Raw genomic sequence first — 18,003 nt, forward strand, 5'->3', positions numbered from 1 at the left:
GATAGCTTAGCTATTGGTTTGTGCTTTTAAAATGAGGAAATTGCAATTCGTTTATCGAACCAAATTCTAGATACAAATGAACAAATCCAAACAAATCATTTTATTAGCTGCTTTAACTTTTACTACTGTGTCATCTTTTGCACAGCAAAAAGCAAAAACTTCTTTTTCAACCAAAAAGGTAATTGTGTATTCAACTGTAAAAGGTTCTGATAAACCAATGGAAGAAACAGGAACGCTAACTTTTAAAACCTTAAAACAACCTGTAGAAACACAAACATTGGTTTTTGTAGACCCTACTAAAACTTTTCAAACCTTTATAGGAATTGGAGGAGCGATTACTGATGCTTCTGCAGAAGTTTTTGCGAAACTACCAAAGGCAGCGCAACAAGAATTTTTAACCGCCTATTACGATAAAAAGAAAGGGATAGGTTACACCATTGCTCGTACCAATATAAACAGTTGCGATTTTTCTAGCGATAGCTATACCTATGTTGCAGAGCATGATAAAGCATTAAAAACGTTTAACATTGAACATGATCGTAAGTTTAAAATTCCATTAATAAAACAAGCTACAGCAGCAGCTGGGGGAAAGATTAATTTATTTGTAAGTCCTTGGAGCCCTCCAGCGTGGATGAAAACTAATAACAGCATGTTAAAAGGTGGTTCTCTATTACCAGCTTATAACCAATCTTGGGCTAATTATTACGTGAAATTTATTCAAGCTTACGAAAAAGAAGGTATGCCTATTTGGGGTTTAACCGTTCAAAATGAACCAATGGCAACTCAAAGATGGGAATCGTGTTTATACACAGCAGAAGAAGAAAGAGATTTTATCAAAAACTTTTTAGGACCAACCTTGCAAAAAAATAACATGGCAAGTAAAAAGCTAATTGGTTGGGATCATAATCGTGATTTAATTTATCAAAGAGCTTCAACGTTGTTAAATGACCCACAAACTGCTAAATACTTATGGGGAATTGGTTTCCATTGGTATGAAACTTGGACAGGAAGCACTCAAAATTTCGAAAATTTAAAGAGAGTGCACGAGGCTTTCCCTACAAAGCAATTAATTTTTACAGAAGGATGTGTAGAGAAATTTAGTTTAGATAGAATTAACGATTGGTCGTTAGGTGAGCGTTATGGATTTTCTATGATTAACGATTTTAATGCAGGTACAGCAGCATGGACAGATTGGAATGTCCTTTTAGATGAAAATGGAGGACCTAATCATGTAGGTAACTTCTGTTTTGCACCAATTCATGCAAATGTTCAAACAGGGAAATTAATGTATACCAATTCGTATTACTACATTGGTCATTTTTCTAAATTTATTAAGCCAGGGGCGAAAAGAATTATTAGTTCCCCAAGTCGTTCAATGCTAATAAGCACAGCATTCCAAAATCCTGATGGCTCTGTTGTTGTGGTTGTAATGAATAACACAGACCAGAAATTGCCTTATCAATTATGGATACAAGGAAATGCAGCAGAAACAGAAAGTTTACCGCATTCAATAAGTACATTAATTATTAAGTAAATTGTGTAGTAAGCAACTACGGTCAGCGTAGTTGCTTACTCTTTCAGAAAGACTGGTAGATCGGGAAACAGCATAAGCAACTCCCCCAGTAGAAATTTGATATCCAGTAGAAACTGTATAAACTAATTTTTCAGCAATTAAGCCCGTACTGTTTTCTAGAATATACGTTCCGTTAGAATTGCTATTTAGCAAAGGAGTAACTATAGTACTACTAAATTTTATAACAGTGTTTTTTTGGTTAATGTCTTCAATCCAAAACTTTGTCACTAATTTCTGTTTGTAAATTTTAACAGAGTCAGTCCAAGTGTAGCCTTTTTTATAGGTGCTATTAACGTTTATATCTGCTAATAGACCTAATAAAGTTCCTTTTTCAAATGTTTCCATTTGTAGTCCTGCAAATGAAACCAATGTATCTGTGGCTAATTCACTTTTATATTCTGTTGAAGATAAAATAACTCCATATTTATCAATGGCAACATCAACAGGTTTATTAAGCATAAAGTTTAATGCTTTTTCAATTCTAGAAGTACTATCTCCTTTACCTTCCGAATTGTAATGGAATTGCTTACCTAAAGCATCAATTAGATTATCCATTTTTTTAATGGTTACGTTTAAATCATAACCTTTATCACTGGCGTTTACTACTTTATATGATTTAGTAAGAGAAGAAGTGGTATTTACAGTTAATGTTTGATTTCCGCGTTGAACTACTGCTTTTGAGTTTGATAGAATCTCTTTTTGAAATTCATTACCTACTTTAAGTGTAAAAACACGATGCTTCTCTTGTGCCTGTACAGTAAAAGACATCAAAAGAAATGAAAAGAGTAGTGCAATTCTTAAAATTGACTTATGATCATTATTCATAGAGCTAGCGTTAATAGTTGCCTTAAGGATTAATTAATCTTAATTCCGGAAGCGGTGGAATTGGTGGAACTGGCGGTAAAATTGGAAGTGATGGTAATGTAATAACAGTCGCAGTAACAGGGGCAGCAGCTGCTGCTGCGGTTGCTGCAGGAGTTGGAGCCGGTGGAGCCGCAGGCGTTGCTGGAATAGCAGGGACAACTGCATTTGCTGCTGGTGTATTTACTGGAATTCCTGGCAAAGCTGGCATTGTTGGCGTCGCTGGCACAGTAATAGGTGCGGCAGTTGGCGTTGCAGTAGGTGTAGAATTCGGTATTGAAGGTGCCGGCAATGGCACTTTCCAATCTGAGTTGTTATTTACACCATTTTGCGCATTTGCATTTTTTACACTAAAGGCTGCTACAATTAACAGCAAAATAAAAATTAGCTTTTTCATTAGTTTATGTGTTTATATTGTTTTTTTATTTAAAGAAATTGGATAAGATAATGTTCCTAGGATAGACGGTTTGTCGCCTGAATATTTGGTTAAATTATAAACTCCTAAGCCAAGTGTAAGTGCAGAATTTTTAATCGGTCTAATCCCTGTAGAGAAACCTAAATTTAACCCTGACCATTCAGCATTGATATTTATTTGTCTAAGTACTTCAAAAGAAACGTTTGCAAAAACTCCAGTGCCATATTTACCTTTACCTGATGCTATATCATAAGGACTCTTGTATAAAAAACGTCCTGTTCCAAAGCCAATAGTATAGCCTAAAGCAGAATAACCAGCGGTTTTAGAGCGCACTGTTTGCACAGCATGGCTAAAAGCAATATAATACGTACCGTCTGGAGAATCTGATACAGAAGAATTGGCAAAGAGTTGAACTCCACCTACAGAAATACTACTTGCCTTAAATATTTGTCTGTTTACAACTAAGTTAACTGAAAGGTCACGTAATTCGGTCACCCTTGTAATGTTTACACTAGCTGAAACATTGACACTTTTTGAAGGATTACCAAATGTAACACCCACTGCAGATATTAAGTCTGCTTTCTTGCTATATGCCGAAGGATGTACACCGCCTATTACACCAAATAAATAGGTGCCAGTGCTACCCCAAGCTGAAGGTGTCATAAGACTTTGTACTCCATTGTTTGGAAGCATAGTTTGACCAATTAATAATGGACCTTTTTCTTTAATTAAAGAATCCATCTTCTTTTTTAGTTCGATTTCAAAACTATTTTGGGCATATGTAACTTTAGGGGAAAGCATATAAACTAGCGCAAAAAGAAAACCGATTTTAAATAGGTAATTTATTCTAATTGCCTTATTCATGAATTTTGAGCATTACTGTAGTGATTTGAGCATTTAATTTACAAAGTAAATAAAAGTTATAACAAATAATGATTTTTTAACAACAAAAATTATTTAAGTGTTTAGATGACAAATATTTGAACAAGTAAATTCTCTTTTAAATTGACTTTCTTATTAAATAATATTCTCTTTTTGATTCTTATATTAATCCTTATTTAATTTTCGTTGTCATAGCATTGTAATTGCCATTGATATGAAAAAAAATATTCACAGTTTTTATGTATGCAGCATAGCATTTATTAGTGCCTTGGTGCTTTCTTCTTTTGTAAGAGTTTCACAGCAAAAAGAACAAATTTTCTTGCCGTATAAAAAAGCAGGCTTAACAGAGCAACAAGCAGCAGCACATTTGCTAAGTCGTTTTACCTACGGAGCAAAAGAAGGTGATGTAGAATTGGTAACAAAAATGGGTTTAGAAAAATGGCTGAAGCAACAGTTAGATGGAAATCTAGAAGACACAGCTTTAAACCGAATGCTTGATAAGTTTGATGCTATAAATTTAACCAATACAGAAGTAGAAAATGTTTTTCCACGAAATGCCCAAGTAGTTAGGTTTGCTGTTAGAGATGGATATATTCATAAAGATTCGGTAAACAAAGCCAATAGTAAAGAATACAGAGCAACATTGGCTAACTATATGAAAGAAAAGGGTATTAAACCTCAACAAGAATTATATAGACAGTTTATCAACCAAAAAATACTAAGGGCGGCTTATACACATAATCAATTAAAAGAATTAATGACCGATTTCTGGTTCAACCATTTTAATGTGGCCTTAAGCAAAAACCAATGTGCATCGTATATACCAGCTTACGAACGCGATGTGATACGCCCTAATGTTTTTGGAGATTTTGAAAACTTAGTGTTAAGCACAGCTAAATCTCCAGCAATGCTCACATATCTAGATAATTTTAGTAGTACGGGAACTAATATTCCTGTAAATGAATATGGAGAAGATATGATGATGGGTGGCCAACAAAAACGTAAAGGACAATTTGCGGCAAAAGTGGCTAAAGCTAAAATCCCTCAAAACAAAAATAAAAAAGCGGGCTTAAATGAAAACTATGCCCGTGAAGTAATGGAATTACATACGCTAGGTGTTGATGGTGGTTATACACAAAGTGATGTTACCCAAGCGGCTAGAATATTAACTGGTTGGACAATAGCACCAATGGGAGAAAATGGCTACGGCGCACCAATGAAAAAAATAATAGAAAATGTTGGTGATGATAACCTTAAAAAAAGAGGCTTTGTACACGAAGGAGATTTCCTTTTTGTAATAACTCGTCACGATAATGGAGAAAAAACAGTTTTGGGAAAAAAATTCCCTGCAGGTGGTGGTTATGAAGAAGGTGTAGCTTTATTACAAATGCTGGCTCACCATACCTCTACAGCTAAGTTCATTTCTAAAAAAATTGCAACTCGTTTTGTAAGTGATAATCCACCGCAAAGCTTAATCGATAAAATGGCAAAAACATTTTTAAGTAGTAATGGCAATATAAAAAGTGTATTGATCACCATGGTTAGTGCGCCAGAATTTTGGTCGACAAATGCACTAAGAGAAAAAACAAAATCTCCATTTGAACTTGCCATAAGCGCAGTGAGAAGCTTAGATGCAAAAATAAATCAGCCTTACCAATTATATACTTGGATTAACAAAATGGGTCAGCAAATGTATTATTACCAAGCACCAACTGGTTTTCCAGATAGAGGTCAATATTGGATAAATACAGGTTCATTATTAAATCGAATGAATTTTGGTTTGGCACTAGCTTCACAACGTATTCCTGGTGTAACCTTTAATCTGGCAGCAATGAATAATAACCACGAGCCAGAAAGTGCAGAAGCTGCATTAGTAATTTATAGTAAAAAGATGATGCCAGAACGCAAGTTAGATGAAACGATTGCACGCTTAAAACCTATGTTAAACGATCCAAATTTAGAAGGTAATGTGGCAAAGGCGGCATCGCAAACTGCACCACCTCAACAAATGAATACAATGGCAAATGAAGATGCCAATATGATGGAGCAAAGTACTGATAAAGGAAAATTAAAAGGGAAAAATGCGCTATTCAACGCCTCGCCTGCACAAAAAGCGGGTACAAATACAATGCTTGCTCAAGTTGTAGGAGTTATTATCGGATCACCAGAATTTCAACGTAAATAAATTTATCATGACATCAAGAAGAGGATTTATCAAAGCTGGGGGCTTAGCCTTATTTGGAATAAGCTTAGGAGGTATACCAGGATTTTTAGCTGATGCTGTTGCGGGAACTGTTGCACCAGGGTTATTTAAAAAGAAAAAAATAATGGTTTGCATCTTTCAAAGAGGTGCAATGGATGGTTTAATGGCAGTAACACCTTTTACCGATCAATATTTAAAAGCAGTTCGGCCAAACCTATTTATGTCTGCAGCGCAAGGCGGAAAAGAAAAATCATTAATTGATTTAGATGGTAAATTTGGTTTACATCCATCAATGAGTGCTTTTGAACCTATGTTTCGCGAAAAAAGATTGGGAATTGTACATGGTATTGGGTCGCCAAATAATACGCGTTCTCACTTTGATGCTCAAGATTTCATGGAGTCTGGAACACCATTTAATAAAGGTACAGCAAGTGGTTGGTTAAATCGTGCGGTAGGTTTATTAGGTCATGAAGCAGCAACTCCTCTTCAAGCGGTAAGTTTAACCTCCTCTTTACCAAGATCATTTTATGGTGATAATCCAGCAGTTGCCATTAGTAATTTAGCTGATTTCAATATTCAATTGAGAGGAAACCAAGCTGGTGCGAATATGGCTTCTAAAAGCTTCGAAGATTTGTACGATCAAACTTCATCTGGCTTACTAAAAAATACAGGTAAGGAAAGTTTCGATGCAATTAAATTATTGCAAAAAACAAATGTTAAAGATTACAAACCAGAATATAACGCCGTTTATCCAGCTACTGCATTAGGTAATTCATTAAAACAAATTGCCCAATTAATTAAAATGGATGTAGGTATGGAAGTTGCTTTTGCAGAATCAGGCGGTTGGGATACACACTTTAACCAAGGTACAGATACTGGAATTTTTGCTCGTAATGTAAACGATTTAAGCAATAGTATCATGGCTTTTTGGACAGATATGGGAAAATATCAAGATGAGGTTACCGTAATGACAATGACAGAATTTGGACGTACGGTTGCTCAAAATGGAACAGGTGGGACAGATCATGGTCGTGGTTCATGTAATTTCATTCTAGGAAATAGTGTGAACGGAGGTATGGTTCATGGATTAATGAATCCATTAGCTAAAGAAAACTTAGAAGATGGTAGAGACTTAGCAGTAACAACTGATTTTAGGGCTGTATTTAGTGAAGTAGCCGATAAACACTTAGGTATTCATAACGATAAAGTGCTATTCCCAGATTGGTCTGGAAAACAGATTGGTGTGATGAGAGGAGTATAATAAGCTTAATATAATCGCAGATGGCTCGTGTTTCACGAGCCTTTTTTTTGTCATTCCAAGGTACGAAGTAACCGAACGTAGATAGTTAACGAACACCAAAAACAATAATATAAATCTGAGTAATCTTAAAGCTTTAGCAAATTGTTTTTAACAACTTTTGGTAACTTTTGGTAAATTTTGGTGTTTTTGACAACTTTTGACAACTTTTGGAAGGATTTATAGAGCTTCGCAAAATTCATATATGCCTTAATATAGGTAAAAAAGCAGTTTCCACTAATTTATCATCAGCAATAATCCCAATTGTACCGCATACAATGGTCATTGTACCGCATACAATGACGTATGTTTAGTATACAATGGTCAATGTATCTCATACAATGACTAAAATATAGCATACAATGGCGTATGTTTGGCATACAATGGTCAATGTATCGCATACAATGACTAACATATAGCGTACAATTGGCTTTGTATCGAATGCAATTGACTTTGTATTGCATGCAATGTTTAACACTTTACTAACCGTACATCCTGTAACTTATTTGATGATTGTTGCTTAAAACTCTAGCAATTCTTATCTTTCAATCAGGAAATAAACTAACAAAACTTATAAGAATGAAAACAACCCAAAAATCACGATTGCTATTATTTGTTGCGACCATGTTAAGCAGTAGCTTGGCTTTTGCACAAACAAAAGACGCATTTGTAGCAAACGTTACTAAAGAAGCAACTGAAAACTCACAATTAGAAAAATTAGCTCACGAACTTTTTGACGTTGTAGGCCCGAGATTGGTTGGGACACCACAAATGAAACAAGCAGGGGATTGGGCTGTAAAAAAATATACGGACTGGGGAATTTCTGCTAAAACTGAAAAATGGGGCGAGTGGCGTGGCTGGGAAAGAGGAATTACTCACATTGATTTAACAAGTCCAAGATTAAGAACATTAGAAGGGACTCAATTAGCGTGGAGCCCATCAACAGTTAAAGGAAAACCAATTAATGCCGAAGCAATTGTATTGCCATTAGTAACAGATTCAATGGCTTTTGTAAACTGGTTGCCAAAAGTAAAAGGCAAATTGGTATTAATTTCTCAAGCTCAAATTTCTGGTAGACCAGATAAAAACTTTGAAGATTTCTCAACAAAAGATGGTTTAGCAAAATTCAAAAAAGATAAAGAAGAATCAGCAAAAGCATGGAGAGATAGATTAGCTAAAACTGGCTTAAACGCTAAAAATTTAGCGTTAGCAATAGAGAAAGCAGGTGCTGCTGGTATTATCATTAATAACTGGAGTGCAGGTTGGGGAGTAGATAAAGTATTCGGAGCAAACACAACTAAAATACCAACGGTAGATTTATCTGTAGAGGATTATGGCTTAGTGTTTCGTTTAGCAGAAAGCGGCAATAAACCAATGCTTAGAATAGAATCTGAATCTAAAGAATTAGGTGTAGTACCAACTTTTAATACCATAGCAGAAATAAAAGGCACAGAAAAACCAAATGAGTATGTAATGCTATCTGCCCACTTTGATTCATGGGATGCTTCTAGCGGTGCAACAGATAACGGAACTGGAACTATCATGATGATGGAAGCGATGCGTTTATTGAAAAAATTCTATCCAAATCCTAAAAGAACAATTTTAGTTGGACATTGGAGTAGCGAGGAGCAAGGCTTAAATGGTTCAAGAGCTTTTGTAGAAGATCATCCAGAAATTGTAAATAACTTACAAGCATTATTTAATCAAGATAACGGAACTGGAAGAGTAGTAAATATTTCTGGTCAAGGTTTTGCAAAAGCAAAAGACTTTTTACCAAGATGGTTGGCTGCAGTTCCTGATACTATTAAAAATCAAATCAAAACAAGTTTCCCAGGTTCACCAAGTGGTGGCGGTTCTGATAACGCATCATTTGTTGCAGCTGGCGCATTGGGAATTTCTTTAGGAGCGTTACCTTGGGATTATTTCAGCTATACGTGGCATACCAATCGCGATACTTATGATAAAGTTGTATTTGATGAGGTTAGAAGTAATGCAATTTTAGCTGCAATTTTAGTGTACATGGCTAGCGAAGATCCAGAAAAAACATCTACAGAGAAAGCTCCTATGCCAGTTAACCAACGTACTGGACAACCAGGAACTTGGCCTGCACCAGTTAAGGCTAACCGTAAAGGCGGTTTAAACTAAACATAATTTAATTTTTGTCATTCCGAGGAAACGAGGAATTTATCTAATAGATTCTTCCTTCGTCAGAATGACAAATTTGTTTTAGCAGTATTCATTATCAATCAGGCCCATGCTTAAAAAATATCTACTCCTTGTTTCATTAACTTTAATCTGCTTTCAGCTTTGCATAGCTCAAAAAAATGATGACTTAAAAAATCAACCACAAAAACCTATTCGAGAATTTAGAGCGGCTTGGATTGCAACAGTAGCGAATATCAATTGGCCTAGTAAACCAGGCTTAACTACTGCCGAACAGCAAAAAGAAGCCCTCGTATTGTTAGATTTATTGAAGAGTTTGAATTTCAATGCCGCTATTTTACAAATCAGACCTCAGGCAGATGCCTTATACAAAAGCGACTTAGAACCTTGGTCTTATTTTTTAACAGGCGAACAAGGTAAGGCCCCAGAGCCTTATTACGATCCGTTGCAATTTTGGGTGGAAGCAGCACATGATCGCGGATTAGAATTGCATGTGTGGTTAAATCCTTATCGTGCTCATCATTTATCTGGTGGTGAAGAAAGTGCAACTTCAGTTGTAAAATCAAAACCAGAGTTAGTGGTTAAATTAAAAGATGGACAATATTGGATGGATCCATCTAAAAAAGAAGTACAAGATCATTCGGCTGCGGTGGTAAGAGATATTGTAAAACGATACGATATAGATGGCGTTCACATTGATGATTATTTTTATCCGTATGATTCATACAATGGAGGTGCAGATTTTCCTGATGACCAAAGCTGGGCTGCTTATCAACAAAGTGGAGGTAAATTATCAAGAAGCGATTGGAGAAGAGAAAGTGTAAATACGTTTATAGAACGTATTTACAAAGAAATTAAAGGCGAAAAGAAATACGTTAAGTTTGGCATTAGTCCATTTGGTATTTGGCGACCAGGTTATCCTGAATCTATTGAAGGACTTGACCAATATGATAAACTATATGCAGATGCCAAATTATGGTTAAATAAAGGCTGGCTAGATTATTTCAGTCCACAATTGTATTGGAAAGTAAATGATATTGCACATAGTTTGCCTGTTTTATTAGGTTGGTGGCAATCTGAAAACACAAAAGGCAGACATTTATGGCCAGGTTTAAACGTTGGTTTAGGTGGTGATGATAAAAATGTAGATGAAGTTATTAATCAAATAATGATTACCAGAGGGATGGTGCCAGCAAGTAAGGGTGCGTTACATTGGAGCATTGCAGGTTTAGTAAAACATGAGAAACTAAGACAAGGATTAATAGATGGTCCGTATAAAAAAGAAGCCATTGTGCCAGCTAGTGAATGGCTAGATAAAAAAGCACCTGAAATGCCTATTGTGACGGTTACTCCCAAAGATTCATTATGGCAAATTAGATGGAATCATCCTGAAAAGAGTGACGTATTTAGATGGGTAGTGTATTATAAATATGGCGACAAATGGAACTATCGCATTATGAATAGAAACGATAAAAGTTTGGATGTACTAGTCGCCATCAGTAGAACACCAACAAGTAAAGATAAATTAATGCTCACCGCATTTGGCGTAACAGCTATTGATAGAACCGGAAATGAAAGTGAGTTTCATGAATATACAATAGGACAAGGGTTTTAAAATGAAAAAACATTCGAGAGAACAAATTGAAGCAACAGCGAATTCAATTATGGAACATTTCATTCCAAAAGATGCAACGGAACAAAAGTTGAGTTTTCATTTTACTATACCACCTGCTTCTAATTATAAAGTAACTTATGAGAAAGACGGCAAAGGGAATTGGAACTTTACAGCGTATGAGGTAGATGAGGGGAAATAAGGGTTGTAAAGCGGTCGTCTTTGCGAGGTACGAAGCAATCCTACAACGTCAGAAAGAGATATATGATCTATCGCTTTAAGATTGCTTCGTACCTCGCAATGACGTGTTGTTACTCTTATTTGTGATGTAACCAATTAAGCAGTTATTCCTTCTTTTTTAAGGATATACTCGAAAATCCCTTCAATAGGTTTTTGTAATATTTTACCAACTTTAATAGCGTTCTCTGCAAAAACAGCTCTCAATTCATCTTGGTAATAAAAAGCAATAGAACCCACAAAATTACACTCTAATGTTTTGTACGCTTTGTAATCTTTAACATTAGTATCTATAAATTCCTGAAAGCCATCTTTTAATATTTGCTGAATAAAAGAATGCTCTTTATGATCTGCCATAAATCGACTGAAAGCTGCTAAATAAGAATTAGGGAATGGCTTTTGGTAAATATTCGTGATTACACTTTCTTTATCTACATTAAAAGTTTTTGCAAAAGCCTTGCTTAACTCTTCGGGCATTCTTTTATAGAGGTAAGAAACTAATACTTTTCTGCCAAAATAAGTTCCAGAACCTTCATCACCTAATACATACCCTAAACCATGATTACCAGCATGTACGCTCGTGCCATCGTAATAAGATATATTAGAGCCCGTACCTAAAATGCAGGTTAATCCTTTTTTGTCACCACAGGTAGCATAAGCAGAACCAATCAAATCATGATCTACACTAATAAATGCATTTGGAAAAAAGGTTGATAATCCGTTAGAAATGATTTCATGTTTATCGGGAGATGAACAACCAGCACCAAAAAAATATACTTCCTTCATCATGTTTGCATAAGCAGAAATATCTTTGTTCTTAGCTAGGATTTTAACTACATCTTGTGCATTCACAAAATATGGATTTATTCCCTGTGTACTAAACTTAATGGTATGGTTTGGGCTATAGGCCATCCAGTCTGTTTTGGACGAACCGCTATCTGCAACTAAAATCATGCACTAAAAATAGCAATTTATTGAATATTTAAAGTGCCGCTTAGCTCTTTTAGTGCAATTTCTGCCAATTTAGCCTGATATTGTATTTCTAAATACCTGCTATTTGCATCTAAAGCATTTCTTTGAGCTTCTCTCAATTCCAATGGAGCAATACTTCCTAAACGATATTTTTCTAAGGTGATATCTAAATTCTGTCTGGCAATATCAACATTTCCTCGCTCTAGCTTCACCAATTCTAAATACGTATTGTAATTCTGATAAGCTGAAGTTAGTTGAGCAATAATATCTTGTTTAGTTTTAGTTAACGTCAATTCCGATGAACTAATTTCAATCTTCGCATTGCGCTCATTTTGACGTTGCAAAAAGCCGTTAAATATGTTTATGCTTGCCGTTAAGCCATACGTTAATCCATTGGCTCTAAGACTGGTATTAAACCCTGTTGGCGTGGTACTACGATTAAATTCATAACCACTATTTAAACTTACTTGAGGATATCTTCCTGCTTTAACTTGCTTTAAATTGAGCTCGGCAATTTTTTTATTGATGAACGCATTTTGTAAATCCGGATTTAATTGTTCCGTTTGATTAACTAATTCAGTGTAGTTTAAACTTTTATCGATGTCTATCTGATCATTAACCGAAAACCTAATATTTACATCTCTAGCTAGTAATTGATTTAAAGTTACCATGTACGTCACCAACAGATTTTTTTGCTGTAAATAAGTGGAGGTATCTGTATTGTAATCAACTTTTGCAGAAAGTACATCTAATTTAGAACCACGACCAAGCTCTAATTTATTGTTTGCTATTTTTAAACGGAGATTAGAAACATCCATTGCACTATCTGATGCCATTACTAATTGCTGCTGTTTTGCTAAATTATAATAACCTGTAATGACATTAGAAATGGTAGTTAAAAGTTGCGCTTTAAGATTAATTTGCCCTTGTTGCTCTAATGCTTTTAATCTATCGTAATTCGCAAACATTCTAAAACCATCAAAAACAGTCCAATCTAACCCAACACCATAAGACATATTCGTGCTACGAGCACCATCTGTTCTTCTTTGTGTACCAGTAGACTGAGTTTGAACTGTGTTTTGTCTACTTCCACCAGTACTAAAACTACCCACTGCAACGGGCAATATGCCCGCATTACCTAAATTCACATTGTTTTTAGCAATGGCAACATCGTTGTTTACTAATTTAATATCGTAGTTGTTTTGCAATGCAATGGTAATTGCATCTTGAAGGCTTAATTTTTCTTGGGCAAACAACTGTTGATTAGCGCTTGCAACCCATATGGCAATAAAAAATATAAAGTGCTTCATCTTCATCTTAGTCGTTTAATTTTTTTGCTGCAGCTTCATCAGCCAATGCTGATTTTAATGAATCTGTTAAATCTTTATTCTCTTTATGTTCTTTAGACCAATAAGAATAGATCGCTGGAATTACAAATAATGTTAAAACCAACGAGAACAATGTTCCACCTACAATTACAATACCCATACTCATACGACTTTTTGCCGCAGCACCCAAGGCCATCGCAATAGGTAATGCTCCAATAGCAATGGCTAAACTTGTCATTAAAATTGGTCTTAATCGAGAAACAGCTCCTTCTCTAATGGCATCGTGTACAGATTTGCCTTGTTCTTTTAACTGATTGGCAAACTCTACAATTAAAATACCGTTTTTAGTTACCAAACCGATGAGCATAATGGTACCAATCTGACTAAAGATATTCCAACTCTGACCACATAACCAAAGGGATAAAAAGGCACCCGCAACTGCCATTGGTACAGTTAAAATAATAATAATCGGATCTTTAAAACTTTCAAATTGTGCCGAGAGAATTAAATAAACCAAAACTAAAGCTAAACCAAAAGCAAACATTGTGTTGGATGAACTTTCTTGAAAATCTCTTGATTCTCCACTTAAATCTGTAGTAAATGATTCATCCAATACTTTTGCCGCGATATCATCCATAGCTTTAATACCATCGCCAATACTCTTTCCTGGTGCTAAACCAGCAGATACAGTTGCTGATATTAAGCGGTTATTTCTATACAATTGCGGCGGACTACTTTCTTCTTTCGCAGTTACCAAATTATCTAACTGAATCAGTTGTCCTTTGTCATTTCTTACATATACCGAGCTTAAATCTAAAGGATCTTTACGGTCACTTATATCAAACTGTCCAATTACTTGGTATTGTTTTCCATTCATAAAGAAATAAGAAAAACGCTGACCACTTAACCCCAGTTGAAGTGTTTGCGCAATGTCTACAATAGAAACGCCTAAATTTTTTGCCTTCGCTCTATCAATGGTTAAATTAATTTCTGGTTTATTAAATTTCAAGTTCACATCAGAAGTAGAAAATGTAGGGTCTTTAGAAACTTCATCCATAAACAAAGGCACTTTCTCACGTAATTTCTCGAAGTTCTGTGCTTGTAAAATATAACTGATTGGTAAGCCACCACGTCTGCCCACAGAAATAGTAGGTTGTTGGTTTACCGTTACCTTACCTTCTGAGTATTTTTTGGTGATTTTAGTTAGCTTATCAGCAATTTCTTTCTGACTCCTTGTTCTTTCCGAAGGATCAACTAAGCCCATTCTCATAAAACCAGAGTTGGTAGCACCAGCCCCACCAAAACCTGGAGATGTAATGGTAATGTTTACTTTTTTCTCTGGAATAGAATCCATTACCATTTGGTTCAGCTTAGAAATAAATTTATCGGTGTAAGCAAATGAAGAACCTTCTGGTGTAGAGACGTTTACATTGATAGCACTTCTATCATCGTATGGTGCAGTTTCTTTAGGGAGTAAATTCCAAAAAAGAACAATTAAACCCGTACATACTACAATAATTGGAATGGCTAACCATCTTCTATCTAAAAACGCATTTAAATTAGATTTATAACTCTCATTCAGTTTTACAAAATAAGGTTCAGTAATGGTGTAAAATTTAGATGGTGTATGCCCGCCTTTTTTCATTAGGTAAGCGTTTAACATTGGAGTTAACGTTAACGATACAAATGCCGAGATTAATACCGCGGCACCAATTACCACCCCAAACTCCCTAAACAGTCGCCCCACAAAACCTTGTAAGAAAATTACGGGTAAAAATACCGCAGCCAATGTTATCGAAATGGAGATAACTGCAAAGAAAATCTCATTAGAACCTTTAATTGCAGCTTCAATAGGCGAGTAGCCTTCTTCTATCTTTTTAAAGATATTTTCTGTTACTACAATACCATCATCTACCACCAAACCTGTAGCCAATACAATAGCAAGTAAACTCAGTACATTTATCGAATACCCAAAAATGTACATGATAAAGAAGGTAGCTATCAAGGATACTGGAATATCAATTAAAGGCCTAAAAGCAATTGCCCAATCTCTAAAGAATAGGTAGATAATTAAAATTACAAGTACTAACGATATTAAAATAGTTTCGGCAACTTCAGTAACAGATTTTTTAATAAAAATAGTACTGTCTTGCGAAACGTTTAATTTAATATCGCTTGGCATATCTGCCTTTAGTTTATCGTAACGGTTATAAAACTCTTTGCTAATATCTAAATAGTTTGCCCCAGGTTGAGGGATAATGGCAACAGCAACCATTGGTTTTCCCGATTCGCGAAGTACGGTTTCTTCGTTCTCAGAACCTAGTTCTACTAAAGCAATATCTTGCAGTTTAACTACATTATTGCTATCGCTCTTAATAATTAAGTTATTAAATTCTTCGGCAGTAGTTAACTTACCTAAAGTTTTTACAGTTAGTTCGGTTGTTGCACCTGTTAATTTTCCTGAAGGTAATTCAACATTTTCTTTATCAAGCGCAGCTACAATATCTTGTGAGGTTAAACCATATGAAGCTAACCGATTTGGATCTATACGCACACGCATGGCATATTTACGTTGCCCTTGAATTTGCACACTACTTACACCCGGTATAGTTTGAATTCTATCGGCAATTACATTTTCTGCAAAATCACTTAAATCAGTTACACTTCTCTTGTCACTTTGTATGGTCATAGAGAGAATATTGTCTGAATTTGCATCGGCTTTGCTCACTACAGGTAAACCATCAATATCTTTTGGTAAGCTACGTGCAGCTTGAGAAACTTTATCGCGAACATCGTTTGCTGCTTCTTCAATGTTTTTACCTAAATCAAATTCTATGGTAATATTACTTGTTCCTTGGTTACTTGAAGACGAAATATTTCTGATCCCATCAATAGAGTTGATTGATTTTTCTAGAGGCTCTGTAATTTGAGATTCGATAATATCTGAATTGGCACCAGGATAGGAGGTACGTACCGAAACAACCGTTGGATCAATAGATGGGTATTCACGAACCCCTAAAAAGTTGTAACCAATTACCCCAAACAGGAGAATTAGTAAGTTCATTACAATAGCAAGAACGGGTCGCTTTATACTTGTGGTTGATATACTCATTTTTTAATTGTTGTAATGTTTTAAAGTTTTAATGTTAAAATGTTTTGGGACCTTACTTGAATCCAGAACTTTCAATATTTCAACGTTCTAACTTTTAACCTTTTGGCTTTGCACCTTTTTCTTTGCTTCCTGCTATTTTAACTTTAACTGCTGCATCTGGTTTTAAAGACATAGCACCAGTAGTCAGCACGGTATCGCCAACGTTTAAACCAGAAGTAATTACAATGTTATCTGCAGTACGTGTACCAGCTTCTACGTTAACTTGCTTTGCTTTTCCATCTTTGCTGATGTACACCATTTTTCCATTTAAAACTGGAATAATAGCTTGTGTTGGAACTAAAATTACATTTTCTTGTGTAGCTAAAGCGAGTTTAACCTTTGCAAATGAACCGGGTAATAGTTCATTATTCGGATTTGGCGCTAAAGCTTTAATTTGTAACGTACGTGTTTGCTGATTGATGCCAGGTTCTATGGCAAATACTTTTCCAGAAAAACGTTTGTTAGATCCGTCTGTAGTAAACGTAATTTCTGAGTTTAATTTAATCTGACCAATGTATTTTTCTGGTACCGAGAAATTAATCTTAACAGGATTTGTACTTAACAAATTGGCAATTACGGTAGATGGAGTTAAATATTCGCCAACAGAGATAGAACGTAATCCTACTTTTCCGCTAAAAGGAGCTACAATAGTAGTTTTAGCTAATTGTGCTCGTACTATTTGGGCTTGTGCTTTTAATGACCTTAAGTTCGCAAGAGCTATATCGTATTCTTCCTGACTTATAGCGCCTTTTTGCAGCAATTGTTTTGCTCTGTTTTCGCTTGTAGCCGATAAGTTTTGTTTTGTTAATGCATCTTGTAACTGCGCCTGAATATCTTTATCGTTAATTTTTAATAAAGTAGCACCTTTGCTTACATTGCTTCCTTCTTTAAAATAAATACCTGTTACCAAACCAGAAACCTCACTCCGTAACACAACAGATTCATTGGCTTCTATGGTACCTGTAATTTCTAAATCGTTGGTAAAAGAACTTGCTTTAGCTACAATACCATCAACTGATAAAGAACCACCTGCTCCACCGGGACCACCTTTTGCGCCTTTTCCACCTTTTGGTGCACCGCCACCATCAATTTTTTTATTTTCAGAAATTCTATAGTAAACTAGGTAAGCTAACCCTAAGGCGAGAATAGTGTAAATGATATATCTAATCTTCATATGTGTTTTATGATTTGGATAACGCACAAAAATATTTAATTGTTTCCTTTATCGAACGATGTACTAAGTATGTTACAGCTTATTAACTAATTTAGCTTCGTAAAAAAGCAAGAAGTTATATTTTTGCGTTAAAAG

The 18,003-nt window shown here is 35.3% G+C and carries 13 protein-coding genes; 6 read left to right on the forward strand and 7 right to left on the reverse strand.

The annotated features are described in order from the left end of the window. Positions 1 to 76 precede the first annotated feature (76 nt). Complete coding sequence (locus ACHMWN_RS07295) at positions 77 to 1,534, forward strand: glycoside hydrolase family 30 beta sandwich domain-containing protein (RefSeq protein ID WP_397299091.1); 1,458 nt, start codon at positions 77 to 79, stop codon at positions 1,532 to 1,534. Here ACHMWN_RS07295 and ACHMWN_RS07300 read toward each other — a convergent pair. Genes ACHMWN_RS07300 through ACHMWN_RS07310 form a run of 3 tightly spaced genes read right to left on the reverse strand, consistent with a single transcriptional unit; the run spans position 1,520 to position 3,713 of the window. Continuing rightward, positions 1,520 to 2,398: a DUF6263 family protein gene (locus tag ACHMWN_RS07300; RefSeq protein ID WP_397299094.1), complete on the reverse strand. Its 879-nt coding sequence runs from the start codon at positions 2,396 to 2,398 to the stop codon at positions 1,520 to 1,522. The genes ACHMWN_RS07295 and ACHMWN_RS07300 overlap by 15 nt on opposite strands. Before the next feature lie 22 nt (positions 2,399 to 2,420). Next, positions 2,421 to 2,831, reverse strand: coding sequence for a hypothetical protein (locus ACHMWN_RS07305; protein WP_397299096.1), 411 nt, complete (start codon positions 2,829 to 2,831; stop codon positions 2,421 to 2,423). Between the two features lie 12 nt (positions 2,832 to 2,843). Beyond that, positions 2,844 to 3,713: a hypothetical protein gene (locus ACHMWN_RS07310; RefSeq protein ID WP_397299098.1), complete on the reverse strand. Its 870-nt coding sequence runs from the start codon at positions 3,711 to 3,713 to the stop codon at positions 2,844 to 2,846. Positions 3,714 to 3,945: 232 nt separating this feature from the next. Between ACHMWN_RS07310 and ACHMWN_RS07315 the strand changes: the two genes are divergently transcribed. From ACHMWN_RS07315 to ACHMWN_RS07335, 5 genes are all read left to right on the forward strand, one after another. Beyond that, a complete protein-coding gene (locus ACHMWN_RS07315) occupies positions 3,946 to 5,916 on the forward strand; it encodes a DUF1800 domain-containing protein (RefSeq protein ID WP_397299101.1) in 1,971 nt (656 codons plus the stop codon). A 7-nt stretch (positions 5,917 to 5,923) separates the two neighbouring features. Continuing rightward, positions 5,924 to 7,195, forward strand: coding sequence for a DUF1501 domain-containing protein (locus ACHMWN_RS07320; RefSeq protein WP_397299104.1), 1,272 nt, complete (start codon positions 5,924 to 5,926; stop codon positions 7,193 to 7,195). A gap of 615 nt (positions 7,196 to 7,810) precedes the next feature. Next, positions 7,811 to 9,376: a M20/M25/M40 family metallo-hydrolase gene (locus ACHMWN_RS07325; RefSeq protein ID WP_397299107.1), complete on the forward strand. Its 1,566-nt coding sequence runs from the start codon at positions 7,811 to 7,813 to the stop codon at positions 9,374 to 9,376. Between the two features lie 109 nt (positions 9,377 to 9,485). Then, a complete protein-coding gene (locus ACHMWN_RS07330; RefSeq protein ID WP_397299110.1) occupies positions 9,486 to 11,009 on the forward strand; it encodes a glycoside hydrolase family 10 protein in 1,524 nt (507 codons plus the stop codon). A gap of 1 nt (position 11,010) precedes the next feature. Then, complete coding sequence (locus ACHMWN_RS07335; protein ID WP_397299112.1) at positions 11,011 to 11,208, forward strand: hypothetical protein; 198 nt, start codon at positions 11,011 to 11,013, stop codon at positions 11,206 to 11,208. A 134-nt stretch (positions 11,209 to 11,342) separates the two neighbouring features. Here the strand turns inward: ACHMWN_RS07335 and ACHMWN_RS07340 are convergent, their stop codons facing one another. The 4 genes from ACHMWN_RS07340 to ACHMWN_RS07355 all read right to left on the reverse strand — a co-directional run bounded on the left by ACHMWN_RS07340 (position 11,343) and on the right by ACHMWN_RS07355 (position 17,868). Continuing rightward, positions 11,343 to 12,197, reverse strand: a complete 855-nt coding sequence (locus ACHMWN_RS07340) for an N-acetylglucosamine kinase (protein ID WP_397299115.1) — start codon at positions 12,195 to 12,197, stop codon at positions 11,343 to 11,345. A 17-nt stretch (positions 12,198 to 12,214) separates the two neighbouring features. Next, positions 12,215 to 13,525, reverse strand: coding sequence for a TolC family protein (locus tag ACHMWN_RS07345; protein ID WP_397299117.1), 1,311 nt, complete (start codon positions 13,523 to 13,525; stop codon positions 12,215 to 12,217). Between the two features lie 7 nt (positions 13,526 to 13,532). Next, a complete protein-coding gene (locus ACHMWN_RS07350) occupies positions 13,533 to 16,655 on the reverse strand; it encodes an efflux RND transporter permease subunit (protein WP_397299118.1) in 3,123 nt (1,040 codons plus the stop codon). 94 nt (positions 16,656 to 16,749) lie between these two features. Continuing rightward, a complete protein-coding gene (locus ACHMWN_RS07355; protein WP_397299121.1) occupies positions 16,750 to 17,868 on the reverse strand; it encodes an efflux RND transporter periplasmic adaptor subunit in 1,119 nt (372 codons plus the stop codon). Positions 17,869 to 18,003 lie beyond the last annotated feature (135 nt).

Source organism: Pedobacter sp. UC225_61, from assembly GCF_044452285.1.
Taxonomy (GTDB): Bacteria; Bacteroidota; Bacteroidia; order Sphingobacteriales; family Sphingobacteriaceae; genus Pedobacter.